This is a genomic window from Bradyrhizobium tropiciagri (genome assembly GCF_018130545.1).
Taxonomy (GTDB): Bacteria; Pseudomonadota; Alphaproteobacteria; order Rhizobiales; family Xanthobacteraceae; genus Bradyrhizobium; species Bradyrhizobium tropiciagri_A.
Genome location: NZ_JAFCKF010000003.1, coordinates 108,536 through 131,620, shown reverse-complemented (window position 1 = coordinate 131,620; position 23,085 = coordinate 108,536). Strand labels below are relative to the sequence as shown.

The 23,085-nt window shown below is 64.0% G+C and carries 27 protein-coding genes; 16 read left to right on the top strand and 11 right to left on the bottom strand.

Features of this window, described 5'->3' with window-relative positions:
- The first annotated feature begins 5 nt into the window (after positions 1–5).
- The 4 genes from JQ616_RS13200 (at position 6) to JQ616_RS13185 (ending at position 4,916) form a co-directional block, all read left to right on the top strand.
- Complete coding sequence (locus tag JQ616_RS13200) at positions 6–698, top strand: ABC transporter ATP-binding protein (RefSeq protein ID WP_349630014.1); 693 nt, start codon at positions 6–8, stop codon at positions 696–698.
- Between the two features lie 125 nt (positions 699–823).
- Positions 824–1,780, top strand: coding sequence for a helix-turn-helix domain-containing protein (locus JQ616_RS13195; RefSeq protein WP_212015008.1), 957 nt, complete (start codon positions 824–826; stop codon positions 1,778–1,780).
- Between the two features lie 98 nt (positions 1,781–1,878).
- Entirely contained in the window at positions 1,879–3,285 is a 1,407-nt protein-coding gene (locus JQ616_RS13190) for an aldehyde dehydrogenase family protein (RefSeq protein WP_212016263.1), read from the top strand.
- A gap of 35 nt (positions 3,286–3,320) precedes the next feature.
- On the top strand, positions 3,321–4,916 hold the full coding sequence (locus JQ616_RS13185; protein ID WP_212015006.1) for a GMC family oxidoreductase: 1,596 nt from the start codon (positions 3,321–3,323) through the stop codon (positions 4,914–4,916).
- A gap of 596 nt (positions 4,917–5,512) precedes the next feature.
- Here JQ616_RS13185 and JQ616_RS13180 read toward each other — a convergent pair.
- Positions 5,513–5,746 (bottom strand): hypothetical protein, encoded by a 234-nt coding sequence (locus JQ616_RS13180; RefSeq protein WP_212015004.1) that lies wholly within the window; start codon positions 5,744–5,746, stop codon positions 5,513–5,515.
- 417 nt (positions 5,747–6,163) lie between these two features.
- Here JQ616_RS13180 and JQ616_RS13175 point away from each other — a divergent pair, with 417 nt between their 5' ends.
- Positions 6,164–6,313 carry a hypothetical protein gene (locus tag JQ616_RS13175; protein ID WP_212016398.1) on the top strand — a complete coding sequence of 50 codons (150 nt, stop codon included), beginning with the start codon at positions 6,164–6,166 and terminating at the stop codon, positions 6,311–6,313.
- A gap of 433 nt (positions 6,314–6,746) precedes the next feature.
- Here the strand turns inward: JQ616_RS13175 and JQ616_RS13170 are convergent, their stop codons facing one another.
- Genes JQ616_RS13170 through mdcA form a run of 7 tightly spaced genes read right to left on the bottom strand, consistent with a single transcriptional unit; the run spans position 6,747 to position 12,761 of the window.
- The gene (locus JQ616_RS13170) at positions 6,747–7,664 is read right to left on the bottom strand and encodes an acyltransferase domain-containing protein (protein WP_212015002.1); all 918 of its coding nucleotides are present in this window, start codon (positions 7,662–7,664) and stop codon (positions 6,747–6,749) included.
- Positions 7,664–8,512: a triphosphoribosyl-dephospho-CoA synthase MdcB gene (mdcB, locus tag JQ616_RS13165; RefSeq protein WP_212015000.1), complete on the bottom strand. Its 849-nt coding sequence runs from the start codon at positions 8,510–8,512 to the stop codon at positions 7,664–7,666. The genes JQ616_RS13170 and mdcB overlap by 1 nt, the downstream gene beginning before the upstream one ends.
- Positions 8,509–9,156 (bottom strand): malonate decarboxylase holo-[acyl-carrier-protein] synthase, encoded by a 648-nt coding sequence (gene mdcG, locus JQ616_RS13160; RefSeq protein WP_212014998.1) that lies wholly within the window; start codon positions 9,154–9,156, stop codon positions 8,509–8,511. The genes mdcB and mdcG overlap by 4 nt, the downstream gene beginning before the upstream one ends.
- On the bottom strand, positions 9,149–9,889 hold the full coding sequence (mdcE, locus tag JQ616_RS13155) for a biotin-independent malonate decarboxylase subunit gamma (protein WP_212014996.1): 741 nt from the start codon (positions 9,887–9,889) through the stop codon (positions 9,149–9,151). The genes mdcG and mdcE overlap by 8 nt, the downstream gene beginning before the upstream one ends.
- Positions 9,876–10,790, bottom strand: coding sequence for a biotin-independent malonate decarboxylase subunit beta (locus JQ616_RS13150; RefSeq protein ID WP_212014995.1), 915 nt, complete (start codon positions 10,788–10,790; stop codon positions 9,876–9,878). Before JQ616_RS13150 ends, mdcE begins: the two co-directional genes overlap by 14 nt.
- Positions 10,787–11,104 carry a malonate decarboxylase acyl carrier protein gene (gene mdcC / locus JQ616_RS13145; protein ID WP_212014994.1) on the bottom strand — a complete coding sequence of 106 codons (318 nt, stop codon included), beginning with the start codon at positions 11,102–11,104 and terminating at the stop codon, positions 10,787–10,789. The genes JQ616_RS13150 and mdcC overlap by 4 nt, the downstream gene beginning before the upstream one ends.
- Positions 11,105–11,114: 10 nt before the next feature.
- Positions 11,115–12,761: a malonate decarboxylase subunit alpha gene (gene mdcA / locus JQ616_RS13140; RefSeq protein WP_212014993.1), complete on the bottom strand. Its 1,647-nt coding sequence runs from the start codon at positions 12,759–12,761 to the stop codon at positions 11,115–11,117.
- 194 nt (positions 12,762–12,955) lie between these two features.
- On the opposite strand from mdcA, the gene madL reads away from it, so the two are divergent.
- The 7 genes from madL (at position 12,956) to JQ616_RS13105 (ending at position 17,205) form a co-directional block, all read left to right on the top strand.
- Positions 12,956–13,396, top strand: a complete 441-nt coding sequence (gene madL / locus JQ616_RS13135; protein ID WP_212014992.1) for a malonate transporter subunit MadL — start codon at positions 12,956–12,958, stop codon at positions 13,394–13,396.
- Positions 13,393–14,157, top strand: a complete 765-nt coding sequence (madM, locus tag JQ616_RS13130; RefSeq protein ID WP_212014991.1) for a malonate transporter subunit MadM — start codon at positions 13,393–13,395, stop codon at positions 14,155–14,157. The genes madL and madM overlap by 4 nt, the downstream gene beginning before the upstream one ends.
- On the top strand, positions 14,158–14,874 hold the full coding sequence (locus tag JQ616_RS13125; RefSeq protein ID WP_212014990.1) for a GntR family transcriptional regulator: 717 nt from the start codon (positions 14,158–14,160) through the stop codon (positions 14,872–14,874).
- 15 nt (positions 14,875–14,889) lie between these two features.
- Complete coding sequence (locus tag JQ616_RS13120) at positions 14,890–15,405, top strand: GNAT family N-acetyltransferase (RefSeq protein WP_212014988.1); 516 nt, start codon at positions 14,890–14,892, stop codon at positions 15,403–15,405.
- Positions 15,406–15,489: 84 nt separating this feature from the next.
- Positions 15,490–15,945 (top strand): cupin domain-containing protein, encoded by a 456-nt coding sequence (locus JQ616_RS13115; RefSeq protein ID WP_212014986.1) that lies wholly within the window; start codon positions 15,490–15,492, stop codon positions 15,943–15,945.
- Between the two features lie 278 nt (positions 15,946–16,223).
- Entirely contained in the window at positions 16,224–16,862 is a 639-nt protein-coding gene (locus JQ616_RS13110) for a hypothetical protein (RefSeq protein ID WP_212014984.1), read from the top strand.
- Between the two features lie 160 nt (positions 16,863–17,022).
- Positions 17,023–17,205, top strand: coding sequence for a hypothetical protein (locus tag JQ616_RS13105; protein ID WP_212014982.1), 183 nt, complete (start codon positions 17,023–17,025; stop codon positions 17,203–17,205).
- 30 nt (positions 17,206–17,235) lie between these two features.
- Here JQ616_RS13105 and JQ616_RS13100 read toward each other — a convergent pair whose 3' ends face one another.
- Together JQ616_RS13100 and JQ616_RS13095 are read right to left on the bottom strand one after the other, a co-directional pair.
- Positions 17,236–17,475, bottom strand: coding sequence for a hypothetical protein (locus tag JQ616_RS13100; protein ID WP_212014981.1), 240 nt, complete (start codon positions 17,473–17,475; stop codon positions 17,236–17,238).
- Positions 17,476–17,538: 63 nt separating this feature from the next.
- Positions 17,539–18,231 (bottom strand): phosphotransferase, encoded by a 693-nt coding sequence (locus tag JQ616_RS13095; protein ID WP_212014979.1) that lies wholly within the window; start codon positions 18,229–18,231, stop codon positions 17,539–17,541.
- Positions 18,232–18,361: 130 nt separating this feature from the next.
- Between JQ616_RS13095 and JQ616_RS13090 the strand changes: the two genes are divergently transcribed.
- From JQ616_RS13090 to JQ616_RS13075, 4 genes are all read left to right on the top strand, one after another.
- Positions 18,362–18,847 carry a copper chaperone PCu(A)C gene (locus tag JQ616_RS13090; RefSeq protein ID WP_249136746.1) on the top strand — a complete coding sequence of 162 codons (486 nt, stop codon included), beginning with the start codon at positions 18,362–18,364 and terminating at the stop codon, positions 18,845–18,847.
- Positions 18,848–19,007: 160 nt separating this feature from the next.
- Positions 19,008–20,780 carry a PQQ-dependent dehydrogenase, methanol/ethanol family gene (locus JQ616_RS13085; RefSeq protein WP_249136745.1) on the top strand — a complete coding sequence of 591 codons (1,773 nt, stop codon included), beginning with the start codon at positions 19,008–19,010 and terminating at the stop codon, positions 20,778–20,780.
- A 71-nt stretch (positions 20,781–20,851) separates the two neighbouring features.
- Complete coding sequence (locus JQ616_RS13080) at positions 20,852–21,394, top strand: c-type cytochrome (protein ID WP_212014978.1); 543 nt, start codon at positions 20,852–20,854, stop codon at positions 21,392–21,394.
- The gene (locus tag JQ616_RS13075) at positions 21,391–22,020 is read left to right on the top strand and encodes a hypothetical protein (RefSeq protein WP_249136744.1); all 630 of its coding nucleotides are present in this window, start codon (positions 21,391–21,393) and stop codon (positions 22,018–22,020) included. The genes JQ616_RS13080 and JQ616_RS13075 overlap by 4 nt, the downstream gene beginning before the upstream one ends.
- A gap of 25 nt (positions 22,021–22,045) precedes the next feature.
- Here the strand turns inward: JQ616_RS13075 and JQ616_RS13070 are convergent, their stop codons facing one another.
- Positions 22,046–22,984, bottom strand: a complete 939-nt coding sequence (locus tag JQ616_RS13070) for an IclR family transcriptional regulator (RefSeq protein ID WP_212014977.1) — start codon at positions 22,982–22,984, stop codon at positions 22,046–22,048.
- Positions 22,985–23,085: the final 101 nt, after the last annotated feature.

The following is a 23,085-nucleotide window of genomic DNA, read 5'->3' as shown; positions in this document are numbered from 1 at the left end:
TGAACGTGCAGGGCCTCAATATCGCTCGGAACGGCAAGACCGTCCTGCACGATATTGATCTCACCGTGTTGCCGGGCAAGGTCACGGCGCTGCTGGGCGCCAACGGCGCCGGCAAGAGCAGCCTGGTTCTCGCCATCGCCGGCGTATTGCCCGCCACGAGCGGTTCGATTGCAATGGATGGCCGGTCGCTTGTCGGGCTAAGGCCGGAAGTCATCCGCGCCGGCGGTGTCGCCGCGGTGCCCGAAGGGCACCAGGTGCTGAACGACTTGAGCGTCGAGGACAATCTCAAGGTCGCAGGCAGTCATCTTGCCCGCGCTCAGCTTGACGCAGCCCTCGACACGGCACTTGCCACCTTTCCGGAGTTGCGTGATCGCCTGAAGGCGAGATCAGGCAATCTCTCGGGCGGGCAGCAGCAGATGGTTGCGCTCGGGCAAGCGATCATCGCGCGACCACGTTATCTCCTCGCGGACGAGCTATCGTTCGGCCTCGCGCCCGTCGTGGTCGCGCGTCTGGTCCCGATCCTGCAAAGCCTCGCCGTGCAGGGTGTCGGTGTCCTCCTGATCGAGCAATTCACGCACATCGCGCTCAAGATCGCGGACAGAGCCTATGTGATGGAGCGCGGAAGGATCTGCTTTGCCGGCGCGCCACAGGAACTGATCGACAAGCCGGACATCCTGCACAGTGCTTATCTCGCGTGACGTCGCGACCAGGATCGGCGGTCGCGCACGCGGTTTCCTGCACGATACCGACCATTGACAGCTCGGCCGAGTTGCTTAACATGTTATGAAAAGGCCGCCGGACGGCCCTTCCAAGGGAGGAGCGCTTGCAGCTCCAGGAGTTTAGCAACTGGACTCCGCAAGTCTGGAGTCAAGCGCCGTTTGAGGAGTGGAGGCACAAGCTCCACTCGGTCTGCGGACGATTCAATCCGTTCGGGTGGGAAAAGCGCAACCTGGTCAATGGCGGCGTGCTGGTACGCAATGCGGCCGGCATGGAGATCGCCCAGGTTGCCGGAGACATCGGCGTCGTTCGTCGGGACGAGCAGGACATTCGCCACGACTATGGCGAGTATTTCTTTCTGCTGGTCCAGTTGCAGGGCACCTGCGGAGTTGAGCAGCAGGGGCAGCAGAGCATCATCTCGCCCGGTGACTGCATCCTGGTCGACTCCTCGCTGCCGTCGAACTTCTATTTCAACGGCCAATTCATCAATCATTTGTCGGTGCATCTGCCGCGGCAATTGCTGCTTGCGGAACGGCCGAACGATTTTGAAGTGTCTCGACGCCTGGGCGCCGAGGACCCGATGTCGACCATGCTGCGGGCACTCGTCGCCAAGATGCTGCAGACGCCCGCCAACCACCAGCGATCGGGCGAGTTGCGGCAACTCCTGCTCCACGCGACGCGGCAGGCGTTCGCCACGGATACCGCAAGTGCACCTTTATGTCCGAAGGAGCGTGCCTCGGGCAGGCTCGAGTTCGCCCGCGCGCTCGTCGACCGTCATCTCACGGCGGAGTGCCTGACGCCGCAATGGCTGGCCGGCCGTCTCGGCGTGTCGATGCGGACCCTGCAAGAGGATTTCAGCACGGTCGGGACCACCATCACGAGCTTCATTCGCGATCGCCGCCTGCGGCTTGCGAGGGATCGGTTGATCGAGAAGCAACGCGGTGCCGAAGGCGGGACCATCGCCGAGATCGCATTTTCATCGGGGTTCAACGATATTTCTTACTTCAACCGATGTTTCAAGAAAGCCTTCGACTGCTCTCCCACGGATGTGGTGCGCAGATAATCGCGCTTCCGTCCAATCGGAGTCGCGCCCTTTTCCAAGACAGCCTGTCCATGATCGTCTTTCCTCGGCCGCATTACTTGCGCTTAGGAGACCTTCGCATGCAGCGCTCAAGCCTGGTCATCGGTGGCCGTAAAGTAGAGACGCCCAGTTCCCTGAACGTGATCAATCCGTCGACCGGCGTCGTCGTCGGTGCAATGCCGCTTGCCACCGCGAAGGATCTCGATTCCGCGATATCCGCCGCGACCAAGGCGTTTGCCACCTGGAAACAGACCGCCGAAGTCGAACGAGCCGACGCGTGTCGAGCCGTCGCGAGATCGATCGAGACGCATTCCGAGGAACTTGCCCACCTGTTGACACTCGAGCAGGGCAAGCCACTCAACGGCCTGGGATCTCGCTTCGAGATCGGTGGCGCGGTTGCCTGGACGCGCTTCACGAGCGATCTGTCGCTTCCGGTGGAGGTCTTGCAAGACGGCGCTGAAGGGCGCGTAGAGCTTCATCGCAAGCCGATCGGCGTGGTCGGCTCCATCACGCCCTGGAATTGGCCGGTCATGATTGCATGCTGGCACATCATCCCTGCAATCCGAGCGGGCAACACCGTCGTCATCAAGCCGTCGCCATTGACCCCGCTGAGCACGATCCGGCTCGTGGAGCTGATGAACGAGACGTTGCCGCCTGGCGTGGTGAATGTCATCACCGGCGAGAACGAGATCGGCAGCCTGATGTCGTCGCATCCCGGCATCGCGAAGGTGACGTTTACGGGCTCAACGGCGACGGGCCGCAAGATCATGCAGAACGCGGCAGGCACGCTCAAACGCCTGACCCTTGAGCTCGGCGGCAATGACGCGGGAATTGTGCTGCCTGACGCCGACCCGCAGAAGATCGTCGAAGGCCTGTTCTGGGGTGCGTTCATCAACGGCGGTCAGACCTGTGCGGCGCTGAAGCGGCTCTATGTCCACGACAGCCTCTACGACGAGGTCTGCGATGAACTCGTCAAATACGCGAGCCAGGTGGTCGTCGGCGACGGATTGTCGGAAAAGTCGACGCTTGGTCCGGTACAGAATCGACGTCAATTCGACATCGTTTCAACCTTCGTCAATGAGGCCCGCGACAAGGGCGGTCGCGTGCTGATCGGCGGTAATCCCTCGGAAGGACCTGGTTATTTCTACCCCGTCACGCTGGTTGCCGACGTGGACCATGGTTGCCGCCTCGTCGACGAAGAGCAGTTCGGACCGGCGCTTCCGATTGTCCGGTACAGCGACATCGATGAAGCCGTGGCCAAGGCCAATGCGAGCTCGATGGGGCTTGGTGGCTCGGTCTGGGGTACGGACCTTGCGGAAGCGAAGCGTGTCGCAGGGCGTATCGAAGCTGGTTCGGTCTGGATCAACAAGCACGGCGCCATTCAACCCAACGCCCCATTTGGCGGTGTCAAGCAGTCGGGCTTTGGCGTCGAGTTCGGCGTCGAGGGGTTGAAGGAGTTCACCACCGTACAGACCGTTTTCTGTTGAAGCGGACGCCGCGCAACGCGCGCCGGGGAGGGAAGATGCAGGACTACGACTACATCGTCGCGGGCGGCGGTTCTGCAGGGTGCGTCCTTGCTTCGCGCCTCTCGGAGGATCCCCGCAATCGCGTACTCCTCATCGAAAGCGGCCAGCGTGACACCGACAAGTACATCCACATTCCGGCAACCTTCTTCAAGGTTCTGGAGAAAGGCCGCGACGCGCTATTTTATTCATCCGAGCCGGAGAAAGGCCTGAACGGTCGCCCGTCGATCGTGCCGCAGGGGCAGGTGCTGGGTGGCGGCAGTTCGGTGAACGCGATGGTCTACATCCGCGGTTCGCGGCAGGACTACGATACGTGGGCGCAACTCGGCTGCCGCAACTGGAGCTACGACAAGGTGCTTCCGGTGTTCCGCGACCTCGAGAACAACCAGCGGCTCTCGGGCGAGTATCACGGGGTCGGAGGCGAACTCACCGTATCAGACCGCGCCTACGGTCATCCGCTGTCCTGGGCCTTCATCCGCGCAGCCCAGGAGGTCGGGATCCGCTACAATGAGGATTTCAACGGAGCCCGTCAGGAGGGCGTCGGTTTTTATCAAACCACCACGAGCCGCGGCCGGCGGCGCAGTTCGGCGGAAGCGTTCCTTCGTCAGGCAGAAGGTCGCGCCAATCTGACCGTCAGAACGGGCAGCCGCGTCCACAAGGTGCTGTTTGATGGCAGGAAGGCCATCGGAGTGCGGCTCGAAGACGCGACGACGCTCGCAGCGCGGCGTGAGGTGATTCTGACCGCCGGTGCTTTGGCCACACCGAAGATCCTGCAACTGTCTGGGATCGGGCCGGCTGGCCATCTGCGCGAACACGGTATCGAGGTCGTGTACGACCTGCCCGGGGTCGGCGAGAACTATCAGGATCACCTGGAGGCGACGGTTCAGTGCGAGACCAGAGATCCAATTTCGATCTTCGGTGAAGACAAGGGCCTGCGGGCCGCATCCCATATGATGCAATACCTCCTGACGAAGACGGGTTTGCTGACGTCGACGGTCGTGGAGTCCGGCGGCTTTGTCGATACGGCTGGCACGGGCGAACCGGACATCCAGTTTCATGTGCTGCCTGCATTCAATGGCTTTGCCGATCGGTTGGCTCATCCGGGCCATGGTATCTCGATCGGCCCCTGCGTCCTGCGGCCGCAATCGCGCGGATCCGTCCGATTGCGCTCGCCGAATCCGACTGACGCGGCTCTGTTCGTCGCCAATTCGCTTGCCGAACACGCCGATGTCGAGACACTCGTCCGCGGCGTGCAGATTGCGATCCGCATCTCCGAGGCTCCGTCGCTTGCCCGTTTGGTGAAGCGACGTGTTCTTCCGAAGCCGGGGCTCGAAGCGGATCCCGACGCACTCCGCGACTATGTTCGCTCAATATCCAAGACCGTGTTCCACCCGTCGGGCACTGCGAAGATGGGAGCGGCCGATGATCCCATGGCGGTTGTGTCGGAAGACTTGCGGGTGCGTGGCGTGGAAGGGCTTCGTGTCGCCGACGCCTCGATCATGCCGCGTCTCGTCTCGGGCAACACCAATGCTCCGACGATGATGGTCGGCGAACGTGCTGCACGCTTCATCCTGGGCAAGGAGACCGCCGCTTAGCGGCGGCGGCCGCCGCACCGATCGCGTCAACAGGCTCGCCCTTCCTAGTCGAACCGCCACGAGAATATTTTTGCGAAAGTCCTGCGAACCGCTGTCACACCCCAGTGGGCCGAGGGTGACAGATGAGCGAAAAGTTGAACACCTCCAAGTGCGCGACGGCCGAATGGTGGGCCCGGCAGGACTCGAACCTGCAACCAGACGGTCATGAGCGGGAAGGGGGTGCCGGACGATGCTGAAAAATTGACAAGTTCGGTGATGATTGGTGGCGTTTGTTCGCGATTGGTGTCGTAGCGTTAGTTGCTGGGCAGGCTGTCGACCGGGGTAAGGTCGTTGGAAGAGCCGACAGGCCTTTCGTCGGCGGACCTCCGCTCGTTCTCCTTTTCGCGCCTGCGCTTCATGAAGCCAACTACGTGAGGCGGAAAACCATCCATCGAAACCTCCCATAGAAAAACCCCGTGCCGGAGGGCGCGAGGTCTTTCCAATCCGACAGCGTCGCCAAACACTATCGATGGAAACGTAATTCGACTGAGGGAAATTAGTTCCACGACGCGGTCAGTATGTTGTCGACGATCGCAGACGCGGCCGAGAATGACGGATCATTTGAGGCCGTCTATCTCGGAAAGCGCTACCGAGACCCAGCCATCGCGTGGGTACGGCTTCTGGATGGCGCCATCGGTGGAGCGATCGGCCAATTCCAACTGGTTGGCGTCGTCCTCGTGCTTTTGGGCAACTTCCGTCAGCGTCCTGGACGATTGGGTATCGCTAACGGTTTGAGATAGGCGCCGCGCCCGGATGGCTTTGTCCCTCAGATATTCGCTCTCTTTGCTCATGGCTCACCCCCGATCGGGGGACAAGGTGCATCCGGAGAGCAAGTTCCGGATCGGGCGGGGGCGATATCGAAATCGCATTCGAATTGGTTGCCGTTTCCTTAACTTCTACGGGACTTTACGTTCCATGCCGGGCCGATCACTGCTTGGCGCAGAGCGGGGCTGAAAGGCACGGTTTGCCGAAAGGCTGCAAAATATCGGAATGGCGTTAGAAAACATTGCCGAAATTCGAAGACTTCCAAGCTGAATACGAGGGTTCGATTCCCTTCACCCGCTCCAGCGTTTTCAATTACTTGCAGCAATGCCTCGACGGCGTTCGGATAATGGTGCTGCGGCTCCTCATTCGGACGGGGCATCCCGCATTGAACTGAGCGCGGGATCATCGAGACCTACGTTGGTAGGCTGCTGGAGGATCGCGACATGCCTGACTGGATTCTCGCGCCGATCTGCGTGATCGGGTTGGTCGGCTTTATCTGGTTCGCGTTTCGGCAGGGTTTCAAGGTGAAGCCTGACGAGGACAAGCGCGACCATCCGACCTTGCCCCTTGGGCCGGACGGGTCGTGGCGCTAGGCATCGTGCTGCCTGCGGCATAGCGCTTGGCGATCTCGCGACCCTGGCCCGCATCGCGCGCGGAGGGGGGCTGAACGTCTTGCCTTCCGGAATGTAAAGCCCCCGTTTGTTTCGAGGTGATAGCCCTTTTGGGGCATGTTCCGACCGCACGCCTTGTGCAAGCTAAGGCTACCGGGATTTTGCATTTCCTTCCTGGGGCCAGAGCCAACGCCGCCCGCAAATATTTCAAGCGAGCGCTGTTGTGCTGATGAGAACCACCGCCCCATCACAGCATCCTGCTCCCGCGTGCGGAGGCGGCCATCAAGCACATGCCCACGAGCGAAGCGATCATCACCGTCGCCTTGTTGGTGATATTCGCGCTCGTGATCTGGTATGGCGCCATACCGTAAGGACACACAGAAAATCGGGCGCAGGATGCGTGCGCCGCCGCCGGCTAGTCGAGAGTCGCCCAGCTGCGCAAGCCGTCGACGGTGTGAAACCCGTCGGCCGCGTAGCAGCGGATCGAGGGCAGGAAGGCCTGCGCCATCTCGGCGAGCGCATGTCCCGGGCCGAGGTCAAGCAGCCGCGTGATCCCCAGTTCGGAGAGCGCGGTCAGTGTAGCCGACCAGTCGATGGGCTGGGCGATCTGATGCGCGAGCTTTGCCGTTGCCTGGCTTGGCGTGAAGATGCGTTCGCCATCGCCGCCCGCGAGCAGGATGCGCTGGCTTGAGATGGCGGAGCGCTTGCCGGCGTCGAGTGCCTGTTGCAGCGGGCCGCAGGCCTCCGCGAGCCGCGAGGTGTGCGAAGCGATTTTCACGGCAAGAAGGCCGCTGCGCGCTCCCGCTGTTGCGGCCTCATCGCAGAGCGCGATCACATCCCGCTCTGCGCCGCCGACCACGAACAGCAGATCCGGATTCCTGATCGCGATCTCGCAGCGGTGTTTTTCGAGCAGGCGGTCGAGCGTGGTCCGGTCGAGCCCGCGGACATAGCCGAGGCGGCCATCGGGTCCCGACGCGCTGTCCATCAGCCGCGCGCGAATCTCGGTCAGCCGCAGGGCCTCGTCGGCGGTCCAGATTCCCGCAATGCTCCAGGCCGCCATCTCGCCGACGCTGTAGCCGGTGACGGCGGTCTCCCGCGTGAGCAGGTCGGTGAGACAGGCATGGATCGCGAGAGCCGACGTGACAGTCAGGATCTGGCTGACGCGATTGGCGGACAGTTGGTCGGCGCTTCGTGCCTTGACCAGCGTCCGCGGGTCCTCGCCGAGACAGGCCGTTGCTGCGCCGAAAACCGGCTCCGCGGCAGGCTGACCGGCGACCAGATCGAAGATCGTGTCGGAGAGGGTACCTTGTCCGCCGCAGAGCAGTGCAAGCATCAGCGTTCCAGCCAATCGATGAAGAGCGCCATGGCCAACAGGTCCGCCGAGCCGCCAGGGCTGAGATTGCGCGCCACGAATGCGCGATGAATCTCGGCGGCGCGCGCGCGCCAGCCGCATGATCCGACGCCTCCAGTGGCCAGGAATGCCGACGCGCTGGCTTGTGCAAAGCGCAATCCCTCCGCGCCGCCACGATGCAAGAGGTTGGTGTCGGTGACATCGGCGATCAGCGTCATGCAGGTCTGAACCCGCACCGCTTCCTCATCATGCGGTGCCAGCGTCCGCGCCGCATGCAGGGCGGGAAGGGCGATGTCATAGACGGAGCAGAAGCCGCCGGCCGCTTCCGCCCTTGCTCCGCCAGCGCCGTGTCGGCGTGCGGCCACAGCGCCATGGCTGCGCAGCGAGACCGGGCCGGCCAGGATGGCGTCGCCCCAACGTTGCGACACCAGCTCGCCGAGTGATTTGCGGATGCCGAGCGCGCCCCGATACCCGGCCGCGGCGCACAGCAGACCCAGTCCGAAGATCGCGCCGCGATGCGTGTTGACGCCGGAGGTCGCGACCATCATGGCGCGCTCCGCGGCAACCCCGATCGCGCGCAACCGGTTCATGCCGGCACCCTCGGCGCCGGCGGCCGCCAGATCGCGGAAGAAGGGCGCCAGCGTGTCGGCGCTCACGCACAGCAGCGCGGCGTCCATATCCCCGTGCGCGCCGTTATCGACATGGCTGACCAGCCCCGGCTTCGGATAGGTTGCGACCTCGAGCTTCAGGCAAAGCGCGGCAAGCCGACCGATCTGCTCCGCATCGGACTCGTGTCGAGGCGGTGACCGCCATTTCAGTGCAGCGTTCATGACGTGCACCCCGACAGAAAGGCCGCGCGCGTCGTGCCGATGACGCCGACAGCTCCCTTCACGACAACTTCGTCGTCGTCAGCGCCGGTGAGTTCGCGCCACTGCACGCCACCCAACGCACCGACGATCTCCCCATCCAGCCGCATCGGCGCCTGCGCCGCAATCCCGGCGATGTCGGACGGCAGGGTATGCGCGTGCCGGGCTGACGACAGCGGCCAGAGCAGATCGAGGTCTGAATTGTCCGACAGATAGGGCAGCCCGGTGAGATGCTGCCACGCCAGGCTGCCGAAGGTGTGGGTCTCCGGCACGAGCCGCACGAGGTGCGCGATCGTTTCGCGCCAATGCGCGGGCGCAGCGGCGGCCGCGTCAGTGAGCAATGGCGGCGGCGCAGATGCGACGATGTCGCCGGGCGCGAGCACCAGCGCAATGCGTCGTTTGCCGTGGCTCGGCGGCAGCGGCAGGCCGAGCGGAATCATGCCGGCCGCATCGCTGCAAGCCGGCCGCCGAACAATGAGTGGGCGGTCCGCGCGCGCCCAGCCTGCGATGATCGGCTCATCGGCGAGTTCGGGATAGCGGTGCATCGCAGCACTCCATCCCGTAGCCGAGACCTTCACCATGGTGTGGCGATCCAACGCGTCAGCCATGTTGCGTTCCCTGCGGCGCGCACGCTGCGAGCGCAACGACCCGGTCGGCGATCTCTGCAGCCTTCCGCCGTCCGCCACGCTCGGCACCGAGCCGGCTGCGCTCGTCCAGTCCCTGCGGGCGCTTAAGGATGGCGGCAAGCTGCGGCGCCAACGGCGCTCGCTCGTCCAGGACCAGATGAATGCCGCCGGTCTGCACCATGTTCTCGAGGCCCGGAGCGAACACCGGGGTCGCTTCCGCCTTGGCCTTGAGCACGTCGATCGGAAGCTTGGTGACCCGCGCCATCGACGGCAGATCCATCACCGCGGGATGCGCGCCGGGCAGCCCGACCAGCGTACCGGCGGCAAGGGCGGTGGCGATGAACGCGCCGGCCGCGCTGCCGCCGTAGAGCAGGGCGACCGTGCAGTGTCCTTCTGCTTCAGCGAGCAGCAAGGCCTTGGCGAGATGCGAGAGGTATTCGCTGAGGCCGAGCAGTTCGTCGCGCCGGCTCATGCGCTGGCTTGATGAATCCACCAGAAACAGGATCGGCGCGCGATCGCCTGATTTGACGATCTCGAGCACGCGCCTTGCGAGCGCAACCGCCTCGTCGACGCCGAGCGGCTGTCCCTGGGTGATGCCAAGCACATGGATCGGACCTGCACCGGGAAGGATCGCCGATCCTGCAATCATCGCACCACTGATGTCGATCTTGCTTCCGTTCGGGAACAGGCCGGCCAGGATATCATCGAGCGTCATCGGCGTTCTCCCTGTTGTTCGCCGCGGCAAGGAACGCGTCGGTCGGAAGCGCGGGGATGTCGGTCGACGTGTCGATGCCGAGCGCCTGCCAGATCTCGACGGCGTCCCTGGCTGCGCCGAAGCGTTGCAGCCGCCGCTCCAGGCGCGTCTGCTCGGCTTCGAGAACCGCGACGCCGCAACCGCGCGTGACCTTGAGCGCGTCCATCGCAGCCTGGCGAAACGCCAGCGCCTCGTCGTCGACGAACGTATCGGCGCCGCCGATCAGGTAGCGGTGCTTGCCGCCCATCGTGCGCCAGACCAGCGCGCGGTCGCGCGAGTCGAACTCCTCGATGCCCTTGTTGGTCTCGATCACCTCGGGGCCGCTGACGCTGATCCGGCCCTGTTCGGAGACGATCAGGCGCGAGCAGGTGCCGGCGATCAGGCTGCCGCCGCCATAGCATCCGGCGCGTCCGCCGATCAGTCCGATCACGTTGGCGCCGGCGCGCCGCGCCTCGATGACCGCGCGCATGATCTCCGCGATGGCGAGCTCGCCGGCGTTGGCTTCCTGAAGCCGCACGCCGCCGGTGTCGAACAGGATCAGCACGTCCTGTTGAAGCGCGCGCGCGGCGCGCAGCAGTCCGGTGAGCTTGGCACCATGGACCTCGCCGAAGGCGCCGCCCATGAAGCGTCCTTCCTGCGCTGCGACCAGCACCGGCGATCCCTCAAGGCGGCCGCGTCCGACGACGATGCCGTCGTCGAATTGCTCCGGCAGGTCGAAGATCGAAAGATGCGGGCTCATCTCGCGCTGCTCGGGGCCAATGAATTCGGCAAAGCTGCCGGGATCGACCAGCGCATCAATGCGCTGCCGGGCACTCGCCTCGTACCAGCTCAGCGAATCCGTGTTGGCTGTGGCCGCGATCATCGTTCCGGCTCCTCGATCTTGCGGACGCCCTGGGCGAGGCGCAGCGCGACCGTGTCGGGCCGGGCGCCGCCGTCATTGATGGAGATGCGCAGGCCACCGGCAGGTCGGCGCGCGACGAAGTCGCGAACCACGGCGTCCCAGACCGCGCCGAAGCCGTGGGCTGCAGTCGTGATGTCGATCATGCAGCTATCGGCCGGCGCGGCGCGTTCCAGCAGCACTTCGAGATTGCCGGAGGCGACGACGCCGACGATCGCCTGCATGCGGGTGCCGCCGGCGCGCGTCGGGGCGGATAGTCGGAAGCTGAGCGTTTCCATGCGAAACTCCTCACCAGTTGCGGAAGCGGCTGGGCGGGCGATAGAGTCCGCCGGACGCCAGCATGAGATCCTTGATCGAGCGGGCGGCGAGCAGGCGGCGATCGGCATCGAGTGGATCGATGCCGAGATCTTCGGGACGCCGGATCACGCCACGCGCGCGCAGCTTTTCGACGAGCTTCGGATCGCGGGCGCGGCCGATGTCGGTGTAGCCGGCAACACCGCGGATCGCCTGCTCGCGCTCGTCCTTGTCCCGGCACATCAGGAGGTTGGCGATGCCCTCCTCGGTGACGATGTGGGTGACGTCGTCGGCGTAGACCATGACCGGCGCGAGATCGAGCTTGAGCGCGCTTGCGAGCTCGAGCGCGTCAAGCCGCTCGACGAACAGTGGCGCGTTGCGCTCGCCAAAGGTCTCGCCGATCTGCACCACCAGCTTGCGGCCGCGGCGCAGCGCGGCATCGGAATCGGGGGCTGCCTCGGCGCCGGCCTTGAGCCAGGGTTCGCTCGGGTGGCGGCGGCCGCGCGGGTCGGAGCCCATGTTCGGCGCGCCGCCGAAGCCCGCGATGCGGCTGGTCGTCACCGTCGAGCTGTGGCCTTCGAGGTCGATTTGCAGCGTCGATCCGATGAACATGTCGCAGGCATAGAGGCCCGCGGTCTGGCAGAAGGCGCGATTGGAGCGCAGTGAGCCGTCGGGCCCGGTGAAGAACACATCCGGGCGCGCCGCGACATAATCCTCCATGCCGACTTCCGATCCGAAGCAATGGATCTGCTCGACCCATCCGGCTTCGATCGCCGGAATCATCGTGGGATGCGGATTGAGCGCGAAGTGGGTGCAGACCTTGCCCTTGAGCCCGAGCTTCTCGCCATAGGTCGGCAGCAACAGCTCGATCGCGGCGGTGTTGAATCCGATGCCGTGATTGAGCCGGCGCACGCCGTAGGGCGCGTAGATGCCCTTGATGGCGAGCATCGCGGTCAGGATCTGGGTCTCGGTGATGGCTGCGGGATCGCGCGTGAAGAGGGGCTCGACATAGAACGGGCGGCCGGCTTCGACCACGAAATGGACGAGGTCGCCGGGGATGTCGACGCGCGGGACCTTGTCGACGATCTCGGTCACCTGGGCCACGACGAGGCCGTTCTTGTAGCTGGTCGCCTCGACCACCGTCGGCGTGTCTTCGGTGTTCGGCCCGGTATAGAGGTTGCCGTCCTTGTCGGCGCTGACGGCTGCGATCAGCGCGACGTGCGGCGTCAGATCGATGAAGTAGCGCGCGAACAGCTCGAGATAGGTATGGACGGCGCCGAGCTCGATCTTGCCGCCGAACAGCATCCGCGCGATGCGCGCCGATTGCGGGCCCGAATAGGAGAAGTCGAGCCGCCGCGCGATGCCCTTCTCGAAGATGTCGAGGTGGGACGGTAGCACGACGCCCGACTGCACCATGTGGAGATCGCTGATCTCGGCGGGGTCGAGGTCAGCGAGCGCCGAGGCGAGGATGTCGGCCTGCTTCTGATTGTCGCCCTCGAGGCACACCCGGTCACCTGACCGGATCACCGCGTTCAGAAACGCAGGCAGGCTCGGGATCGGGACGATCTTTCCGCTGGCGTGCCTTTGGCCGGCGGCCAGGCGCTCAGCCAGGGCGGCCTTTTGCATACCCCAATCGCTCATTTCGGGCTCCTCGGCATGCGAGACGGGCTTCGATATCGATCAATGTATGCGTATTGCGTCGTATTGTCAATTAATGTATACGACACCTCATAAGCGACGGATATTCGCATACACAGGAGGAAATTCACGATGCGAATGCATACCAAGCGTCCAAGTCCTGCTGCCGGCGTCCTGCTCACCCCGGGGAGGCGCCCGTGACCATCTCCGGTGTTGCGCTGCTCGCGATCTGCACCCTGCTGGGGGGCTTCCTGGGGGACCTGCTCGGCGTCGCCCTCGGCGTGAAGGCCAATGTCGGCGGTGTCGGCATTGCGATGATTTTTCTGATTGCGGCCCGGCTCTGGCTGGTGCGCCGCAAGCTGCTCAGCCACGGGCTCAAGACCGGCGTCGAGTTCTGGGGCAGCTTCTACATTCCGATCGTGGTCGCGATGGCCGCGCAACAGAACGTCGTGGCCGCGGCGAAGGGCGGTCCGATCGTCATCATCGCCGGCGTCGGTGCTGTCGCGGTGTGTTTCGCGATGGTCGCGCTGATCGGCCGGCTCAGCGGTCGGGTCGAGACGATGGACGAGATCGAGGCCCGCGAGGCCGAGACGCTTGCCGCGCCTGTGCCTCACTTCAAGTCCGGGAGGGTCGCATGACCATGCTGGCTCACGTGCTCGTCGCGAATTCGCTGATCACCGCGTTCGCCGCCGTCGGAATCCTGATGTGGATCTCCGGAGCGATCTCGAAATACTTCACCTTCGGGCGCATTCACGGCTCGGCGATCGCGATCATGTTGGGTCTTGCGCTGGCCTTTCTCGGCGGCCTGTTCACCGGCGGCGAGAAGGGCGTCGCCGACCTGCCGGCGCTGACCGGGATCGGTCTGATGGGCGGCGCGATGCTGCGGGACTTCGCCATTGTCGCCACCGCCTTCGAGGTCGACGTCGTGCATGCGCGCAAGGCCGGGCTGATCGGTGCGGTCGCGCTCGGGTTGGGAACCGTGGTCCCGTTCATTCTCGGCGTTCTCGTTGCCGCGGCGTTTGGCTACACTGATGCCGAATCATTGACGACGATCGGTGCCGGCGCGGTCACCTACATTGTGGGGCCGGTCACCGGGGCGGCGATCGGTGCATCCTCACCGGTCATCGCTCTTTCGATCGCGACCGGTGTGTTCAAGGCGGTGATCGTGATGATCGGGACGCCGTTCGTGGCCAAGATGATCGGCCTCGACAATCCGCGCAGCGCCATGGTGTTCGGCGGATTGATGGGGACGGTCAGCGGGGTTTCCGGAGGGCTTGCCGCAACCGACCGGCGTCTGGTGCCCTACGGGGCGTTGACTGCGACATTCCATACGGGATTGGGATGCTTGGTCGCGCCGTCGATCCTTTACTTCGCGGTGCGTGCGATCACAGGAGGCTAAATGGCAAGTTTGCTCAAGGTCGCGACTGATCCGGAAGACGATGGGGGATTGCTCTCCGATCGGATCCGGAACGCATTGACCGACGAGATTGCGTCGGGCGCGCTGGTCGCCGGTTCGGCCCTGGAAGAACAGCAGCTTGCCGATCGCTTTGGCGCTTCCCGCACGCCGGTGCGGGAGGCGCTTCGCCAGCTCGTGGTCAGCGGCCTCGTGGAGGTGCGCGGCCGCCGCGGCCTGGTCGTGGCGCGGATGACGCCCGAGCGCATCATGGACATGTTCGAGACCAGCGCCGAGGTGGAGGCGATGTGCGTCCGGCTCGCGACCTATCGCATGACGCCGCTCGAGCGCAGCCATCTGATCGAGCTCCACGAATCCTCGCGAGCCATGGTCGAGGCCAACGACGTCGATGCCTATGATGCGTTCAACCGGCAATTCCACGAATGCATCTACAGCGCGACGCATAACTCGTTCATGGCGGAGCAGGCGCAGGATGTGCGCGCGCGGCTCAGCGCCTTCCGCCGGACGCAACTGCGGCAGGGCGACCGCATCCGCAAGTCGCGGGATGAGCACGACGCCATCATGCAGGCGATCGCGGAAGGCGACGGCGAGACCGCATCACGCAGGATGCGTGCGCACATGTTGAACGCCGCAGCGGCGCTTCGACGCTATATCGATGATCGCCTCAGGCCCATCGATGGGCCTGTGTCCGACGACGTCTGACCGTTGTGGTGCGGAATGAGCGCGCAGTCCATCGAGATCCGGCGCTTGTTGCCCGCGGATGCCGCGCTCTATCGCGACATTCGTCTCGAGGCGTTGCGCGTGAGTCCGGAGGCGTTCGGCAGTGCGTATGAGACGGAAAGCGCGTATCCCGTCGAATGGTTCTCAGACCGGCTCGCGCGCGGCGCGGTGATCCTCGGCGCGTTTCGCGGCGACGAGATTGCAGGCATCGTCGGCTTCGTCGCGGCGCAAGGGCCGAAGCAGCGACACAAGGGCGAGCTGGTCAGCATGTATGTGCGGCCGGCGGCACGGCGCGCCGGTGTCGGCCGCCGTCTGATCGACGCCGCGCTCGAACTTGCCGCTGAAACGGTCGAACTGGTGCTGATCGCGGTGGTGAAGGGCAATGAGCAGGCCCATCGGCTCTACCGGAGCGCGGGCTTTGTCGAGTACGGGCTCGAGCAGCGCGCGCTGAAGCTCGACGGCCGCTACTATGACGAAATCCTGATGGCGAAGGATCTGGCTGGACGCGGCTGACGGCGCGCGCGATCAAGCGACACAATTCCGGCATGCGATTGCGATAGGCACATTGGTCTGCGGTCACCGCCCCGGGAAAATGCCATGCCGAAGATCGATCTTGCAAACGTGCCGGAACGCAAGGGGACGGGCTATCCGGCCGAGTTCGCCGCGCTATCCGCTGAGCGGGTGCGACAGCGTCTCGGCGATGCCGGCGGGCTCGCCGATTTCGGTGTCAATCTGATGCGGCTGCCGCCCGGCAACTGGTCGAGCCAGCGCCACTGGCATTCCGACGAGGACGAGTTCGTCTATGTGCTCGCGGGTGAGGTGGTGTTGGTGGAGGACGGCGGCGAGACGGTGCTGCGCGCCGGCGATTGCGCGGCATTTCCGAAGAATTCCGGCAACGGGCATCACATGATCAACAGGTCGCAGATGACAGCGACCTATCTCGAAGTCGGCTCGCGCTCCCGCGCCGATGTCATCACCTGCTCCGACATCGACATGATGAGCCCGAGCACCGACGGCCGCTTCCTGCACAAGGACGGGACGCCGTATGGCTAGCCGGGATCGCGTAGTCATCGCTTCAACGCACGCCGCGAGATAGGCAGCATTTGCAGTGCAGGCAAGATTTGCCGATTGCACATCAGGCAGCGATTCAAGACACGCGAAGAAATGTCGGTCGATGCTGTTGTGATATTCGAATCTTTTCCAGAATTCGTTGTCTCGACATTGCTCACCGTCGTTCTGGAAATGCTCGAACACAGCACGCGAGATTGGACGCATAGAAAATTAAGTACGTCTGTTCATGTTGCGGCGGGGCTTGTTATTGGGGATACGAGATGACCATCACATCCGCAGTGGGCGCGAGCAGCTACAGTTCTCCTTTGCAGAGGTTGCAGACTGAACTCCAGTCCGAAGTTGCTTCCGGCGCCATCAGCTCGTCCGACGAAAGCGCACTTTCGACGGCGTTGACCAGCATCGATGCCTCGCTCAACGCAGACCGGCAATCGGCGACTGGCGCATCATCGGGGGCATCCTCGAGCTCGTCGACGAGCTCAACGGCGACGCCGACCGATATGCAGACCACGATCGACAATCTGATCCAGGCGCAAGTCTCGAATGGCAACCTGACCAGCGCGCAGGCGACCGAGCTGCAGAACGTGTTTGCCAATACTTTCGGCAATTCGGGCAGCGATGGCGGCGCGAGTGCCGGGCTCAACGGCGCCGGTGGTCCGCCGCCCGGACCGCCGCCCGGACCACCGCCATCCGACAGCTCCTTGACGGGCGCCCGCTCATCATCGTCGACGGCTGATGCGTCGAGCGACAGCTCGTCATCGAGCAGCAGCGACTCGCAGGTCCTGCAAGACTTCATCAAGCTGCTGCAAGACATGCAGTCTGCGAGCTCCGGTTACGGCGCAAGCGGTTCGAGTACCACGGCCTCGACGGCAAGCTCGATGCTGCTCAACTACACGGCCTGAGGCGGCCAATATCGAAACAAGGCTCCGCCAATCGTGGCGGAGCCTTGCGTCGTTTTCGAACCAGGCGTGATCGATCGCTTGCGATCGGGAATGGCGGGAGCGTTGCGGTTTCGCCGGCGAAGTGTCAGCTTAGGGGCATCCCGGTCGTTGGACGCTCACAATGGCGGAATGGTATTTCATCTGGATCGACGGCCCGCGCGGGCCTGAGCCGCAGAAATGGTCGTCGGACGCGCTGTGGGGGCAGGTGGCGCGTCAGGACATCATTGTCCGGTTTCCCTTGAGCGATCGCGAGGCCGGATTGTCGCTCGACCAGCTGGCGCGGCTGCACCCAGTGCCGCAGTGATCCGATGCGAAAGCGCCAAAGCACCGAGCATCAAACCGAAAGATCGAAGCCGGGCGTCGCGACGTCGATCATGAATGAGGCGAGGAACATCTTTCCGAGCACGTGCTTGGCTGCCGGCGTGCCGACCCTGAGGCGGCCGGCGCTGACGGCCTCCGCGAGCTCGGCAAGCGTCGGTCCGGCGAGGCCGGTATCGGGTGTGCTGCGCGGCGCCGTCGCGGATGCGCTGAGCAGCACGCCTGCGTAGTAGAGCCGGGTGAGGGCGCGGACCAATCGCAGCCGGGCGCGCAGGGTGTCATCGAGCGGGCGGCCGAGCCAGGCGCGATGCAGAATGTCTTACAGCTCCGGCGTTCGCGCGATGCTGTCGCCGACAATGGCGAGATCGACCAGCGGATCGGTGCGGTAGGCGGATTCCCAGTCGATCATCCAGAGCCTGCTGCCGTCGAACAGGATGTTGGCGGGAAGCGAATCGTTGTGACTCGAAACAGAGTTCGCCTCATCCCACGCATAGGCCGTCCGGATGCGTTCGAGGTGATCGTTGCAGCGGTCGAGCACGCCGGGCGCGAACAGGCCGGTGCGGCAGACATGCGCCCAGAGCCGGGCCACGATATCCGGGTAGCGTACGAAAGCCGGAAAGGTCGGCGTCGCCTGCAGCCGCGCCAGCAATTCGCCGAGCGCCCTTGCCAGCGCCGGCAGCCCGCCGGGGTAAAGGCTGAGCGGCTGCCGCTGCACGAAATCCATCACCGCGACGCGCGACGTCTCGTTGGCATAATAGAGTCGCGGCGCGATGCCGGCTCGCGCGGCAATCCTCAGCGAAACATATTGATGCGGATTGCGCAGCGGGCTCGGCACCCCTTCGATTCGTAGCAAATAATTCTCATGGCCTGCATCGATTCTGAACAGCCGCGCCGATGTCGCGCCGCCAGAGACAAGTGTGACGGCGTCGATCGTTGCCGCGCCGATCACCTCACGCAGTGCAGTATGTGCTGCATCGCGCTCTGCCTGCGTTAGCGTATCGAGAACGCTCATGCGCAAAAATGTAGCATGACCGCTATGCGTGACGAAATCGCAATGAAACGCGGTTCCCGATCTTCATTCGCTGGCAGCGCGCGACGAAGCATGAAACAATGCCGCAAAAATCATGTCGGGAGAAAACTTGATGTCGTTCGAGCGGGGGTTGCATTGCGCCTTTGCGTGCAAGATCGTTAAGTGCAGATCATGGATTGCGTTGCCATTATTCTGCCTGATCAGCACGTTCGGAGTGATACCTGACGCCGCCGCGAACGAATCCTTGGCGATTGCGGATGCGCGCGTACCGGCGGTCGACAAAGCGGGCGGGGACCTTCCCTTGACGATGACGATCAAGAACGAGGCCGACAGCGCTGACGCGCTGCTCCGCGTCCGCTGCCCGGTCGCGAATTTCTCCGAGCGACACATCGTCGATCGCGGCGAAGGTGCACCGGCCATGCGCTCGATATCCAATATACCAGTCCCGGCCAAGGCAACGCTCGAACTGAAGCGCGACGGCTATCACGTCATGCTGCTGCAGTTGCGCCAGGCGCTGACGCCCGGCGAAACGTTCAAATGCGCGATCGTTTTTCAGAAAGCTGGAACCATCGAGACGGAGGTAACGGTCCAGAAGTGACCCAAGACACGTGACTCAAGACAAGTGACCCAAGACAAGTGACTGGGAATGCGGCGGGCGGCACAGCCGATCGCCGGGACTCAAGGCTTCTCGCGAGACTGTCCGTATGTGACGGGCGGTTCGATCAATGAAGAATGCTAGATCCGGAGGAAATGAATCTATGACAAGGTTGAATTGGGTAAAGTCTCATATGCTCGCGGCGGCCGTAGCATCCGTCGCGACCCTGGCGGGCCCTTTCGCGCTCGCCGAGGACGTCAACCAGGATCGCCTGCTCAACGCTGACAAGGAAGCGGGCAACTGGCTGCACCATCACAAGAACTATTCGGCGACCCGCTTCTCGTCGCTGGCCGACATCAACAAGGACAATGTCAAGAATCTGAAGGTCGCCTGGACCATGGCGCTCGGCGGTGTCGAGGGCGGCGGAATCTGGGCGCATGGCGGCCTGGAGGGGACGCCGATCGTCGAGAACGGGTTCATGTACGTTACCGACGGCTGGGGCTCGGTCTACAAGATCGATGCGCATGGCGGCAAAGGCGTGCTGCTCTGGAAGATGGATCCCAAGACCGACCACGACTGGGCCGGCGCGGTCGCCTGCTGCGGCGTCGACAACCGCGGCGTCGCGTTGTGGAACAACCTCGTCATCTCGCACACGCTCGACGGCCGCCTGATCGCGACCAACAAGGAAACCGGGCAGGTCGCCTGGCAGCGGCAGGTCGCCGATCCCGACAAGGGTGAGGTGATCACCGGTGCTCCGCTGATCGTCAAGGACAAGGCGATATCAGGTGTGGCCGGTGCGGAATACGGCATTCGCGGCTGGATCGCCGCGACCGACCTGAACAGCCAGAAGGAAGTCTGGCGCACCCACACCATCCCGGGCAAGGACGAACCGGGTGCGGAGACCTGGAAGGACGACAAGAACGCCAAGGCGAGCGGCGGCGGTTCGACCTGGGTCACCGGCAGTTACGACCCCTCGACCAACACCATCGTGTGGGGCGTCGGCAATCCCGGACCGGATTGGGACAACGAATATCGTCCCGGCGACAACCTCTACACCGACTCGTCGCTTGGTCTCGATGCCGACACCGGCAAGATCAAGTGGCACTACCAGCACACGCCGAACGATCCCTATGACTATGACAGCGTGGCGGAGAACGTGCTGGTCGACGTCCCCGGTCCGAACAACACGACGCTGAAGCTCGCGCTTGAGGCCGACCGCAACGGCTTTGCCTATGCGATCGATCGCAACAGCGGCAAGTTCGTCTGGGGTCTGCCCTTCGTCAAGAAGGTGACCTGGACGAAGGGTCTCGATCCCGAGTCCGGCAAGCCGGTGGAGTATGATCCGAAGCAGGGCGTGCAGAAGTACAATGCGTCGGTCACGCCGAGCCGCACCAACAAGGAAACGGATATCTGCCCCGGCAACATGGGCGGTAAGAACTGGCCGCCGACCGCGTATAATCCGAACCTGAAGCTCTGGTACATTCCCGTCATCGAGAGCTGCAACCACATCAAGGTCGAGGAGATGACGCCGGACAAGGTCAAGGCCCGCGAGTTCTTCACCGGCGGCGGACCGAGCCAGAACGTCAAGATCACCGGTAGCGTGACCGCGATCGACGTCACCACCGGCAAGGTGGCGGGGAAGGCGGAAACGCAATTCCCGAACCTCGGCGGCATCCTGGCGACGCCTGACCTGGTGTTCTCCGGGCAACCGTCCGGCGAGATGATCGCCTATGACGCGAAGTCGTTGCAGAAGCTGTGGGAGTTCAACACCGGTGGCGGCCTCAACGCGCCCCCGATGACGTTCTCGGTTGACGGCAAGCAGTATGTCGCGGTCCTAGTCGGCCTCGGCGGTGCCTGGGACAAGTGGTTCATCGATGCCACGCCCGAGCTCAAGCGGATGCAGCCGGGCTCGATGCTCTACGTGTTCGCGCTCTGACATCGCAAGCGCGGGAGGCTTCGAAACGGAGCCTCCCGCGTTCGATTTGGCCGAGAGAAGAAACAAGACAAATGAAACAAACATGGCTGATTGGCGCGTGGCTCGGCTGCGCGCTGGTGATGGGATTTGTGAGTACGGCGCAGGCGCAGTCGGCGAGTGATCCGACCGACGCGGGCAAGGCGGTGTTCAAGCGCGGCAATTGCATGGGCTGCCACAAATGGCACGGCAATGGCGGCGGCGGCTATGGCGGCGATGCGCTGTCGTTGCGCAAGACCGAGCTGACGCGCGAGCAGATCATCGAGACCGTGACGTGCGGGCGGCCAGGCACCGGCATGCCGTTCTTCGTGCGCGGCTCCTATGACACCACGAAATGTTACGAGATGAGCCGGCAGGATGTCGCCGACCGCATGCCGCCCGAGGCGAATGTGTTCCTGCGACCGAACGAGATCGAGGCCGTCGCCGATTACGTGCTCGCCCACGTCAAGGGCAAGGGCGAGCCGAACTATGATGAATGCATCGCTTTCTTCGGCGACGGCTCGCGCGTCTGCAATATCTACAAGGAGGCCGGCCACGCCGCCGCGCCATCCGACTCGAGCGAAAAGGCAAAGCCATGAGCAAACAGAGATCGGCAATTCGTGGTTTGGTTTTTGCTGCGTCCGTCACGGCCGCGGTGCCGGCGATGGCAACCGCGGGCGACCTGCGCGACATCAATGTCGGTATGGCGATATCAAGCGTGCCCGACGCCGGATACATCAACCTCACCTGCGCCGAAGAGAAGACCACCCACCGATTGGCGGAATGGGCGCAGTGGCCGAATTGCCCGGAGGGGCCGGACCACCTGCGCAGCATTCGCTTCGAATACGATCGTGAGACCGCGCGCGACGGCACCATGGTCGGCGGCCATCCGGCGATCCTGACTGTGATGATCGACAAGGACGCCAAGATCGCGGCGCTGACGATCGAGACCGATCCGAAGGCGCGGCTCTATCTGCGCAAGAAGGCATTCCTGCTCGGTTTGCAGGCGAAGTCGCGCTACGGCGAGGACGGCTGGAGCTGCGCCGAGGCGAAGCCGGGCGCCGACAAGCAGGAGGTCGGCGGGGTCTTCGTCGACGAGAAATGCAGCAAGACCACCGACGGCCGGACCGTCGAGATCGAGCGGCATCTCTATCGCGAGCCGAACAAGGAGCTCAAGGACATGACCGACGAGACCCGGATCACGATCCGCCGCGCCGGGTCTTGAGGTCGACCTGACGCGTTGCCCGATCTCAAGTCTCGATCGGTGGCGCGTCGACGTCGATCTGCGGCAGCAGGCCGGGCGATTGCCGTTCGACCAGCTCGCGCATCTTTCCGATGATCGCCTTTCCTTCTGCCGAGACGATCGAGCTCGGGCCCGCGACAGTGATGACAAGCGGAGGCGTCTGGTCGGCCTCGGTCAGCCGCATCGCTATCGCGCTCAGGCCGGGCGTTCCCATGTCGCGCGTGTAGGCAAATCCTTGGCGGCGGATGGTCGCCAGCGCATGCTGGATATCGCCGAAGCGGACGGCGGATGACGGTGCTTCCTCGGCGTTGATCCGCTGCACGATCCGACGCGCATCCTCGTCGTTCATCAGGCTGAGAAACACCCGGCCGGGGGTCGAGTGGGTCAACAGCCGCCGTGCGCCGGGCTCGAGATAATAGCGCACCGGCGTGGTACCCTGTAGTACGCGGATGTACTGGCTGTAGAGCTGGTTGCGTGCGACGACGAAGGTCGTCAACCTCGTCGCCTCATGCAGCTCGCGCGTGATGGTATCGAGCGTCGCTCCCGGCAATGTCTGGCTCCTAAGCCAGCCGCCGAGCAGGGCGATGCGGACCGTCGGCGCGTAGCTGCGTGCCTGCCGATCGTGATCGAGATAGCCGAGCTCGACGAGGCTCTTCAGCAGTGCCGACGTGCTCGACGGCGGATAGTTCAGCCGGCGCGCGATCTCGGTCATGGTCGCGGGCCGCTCGATCTCGGCAAAATACTCGAAGATACGGAGCACGCGGTGCGCCGATTTGACGACGGACGGATCGGGGCTGCCGTCGGCAGCGCGAAACAATTCGTCATGCCGGTTGGCCTCGATCACCATGGCCGCGGGATCGTCGGATTGCGTACGCACGCGGTCGGCGACGATGCGCCGGCGGCCCCGCCGGGCCGGGGGCTGGGTATCGGACCGTACACCCTTCATCTCTTGCCGTTCGTTTCCTTTGAACACCGCGCAAGTCTGGTGCGTTGCAACATTCGTTGTCGCCCTTCTGCTCTGAATGTGCAGCGAAACCAACGGAGGTC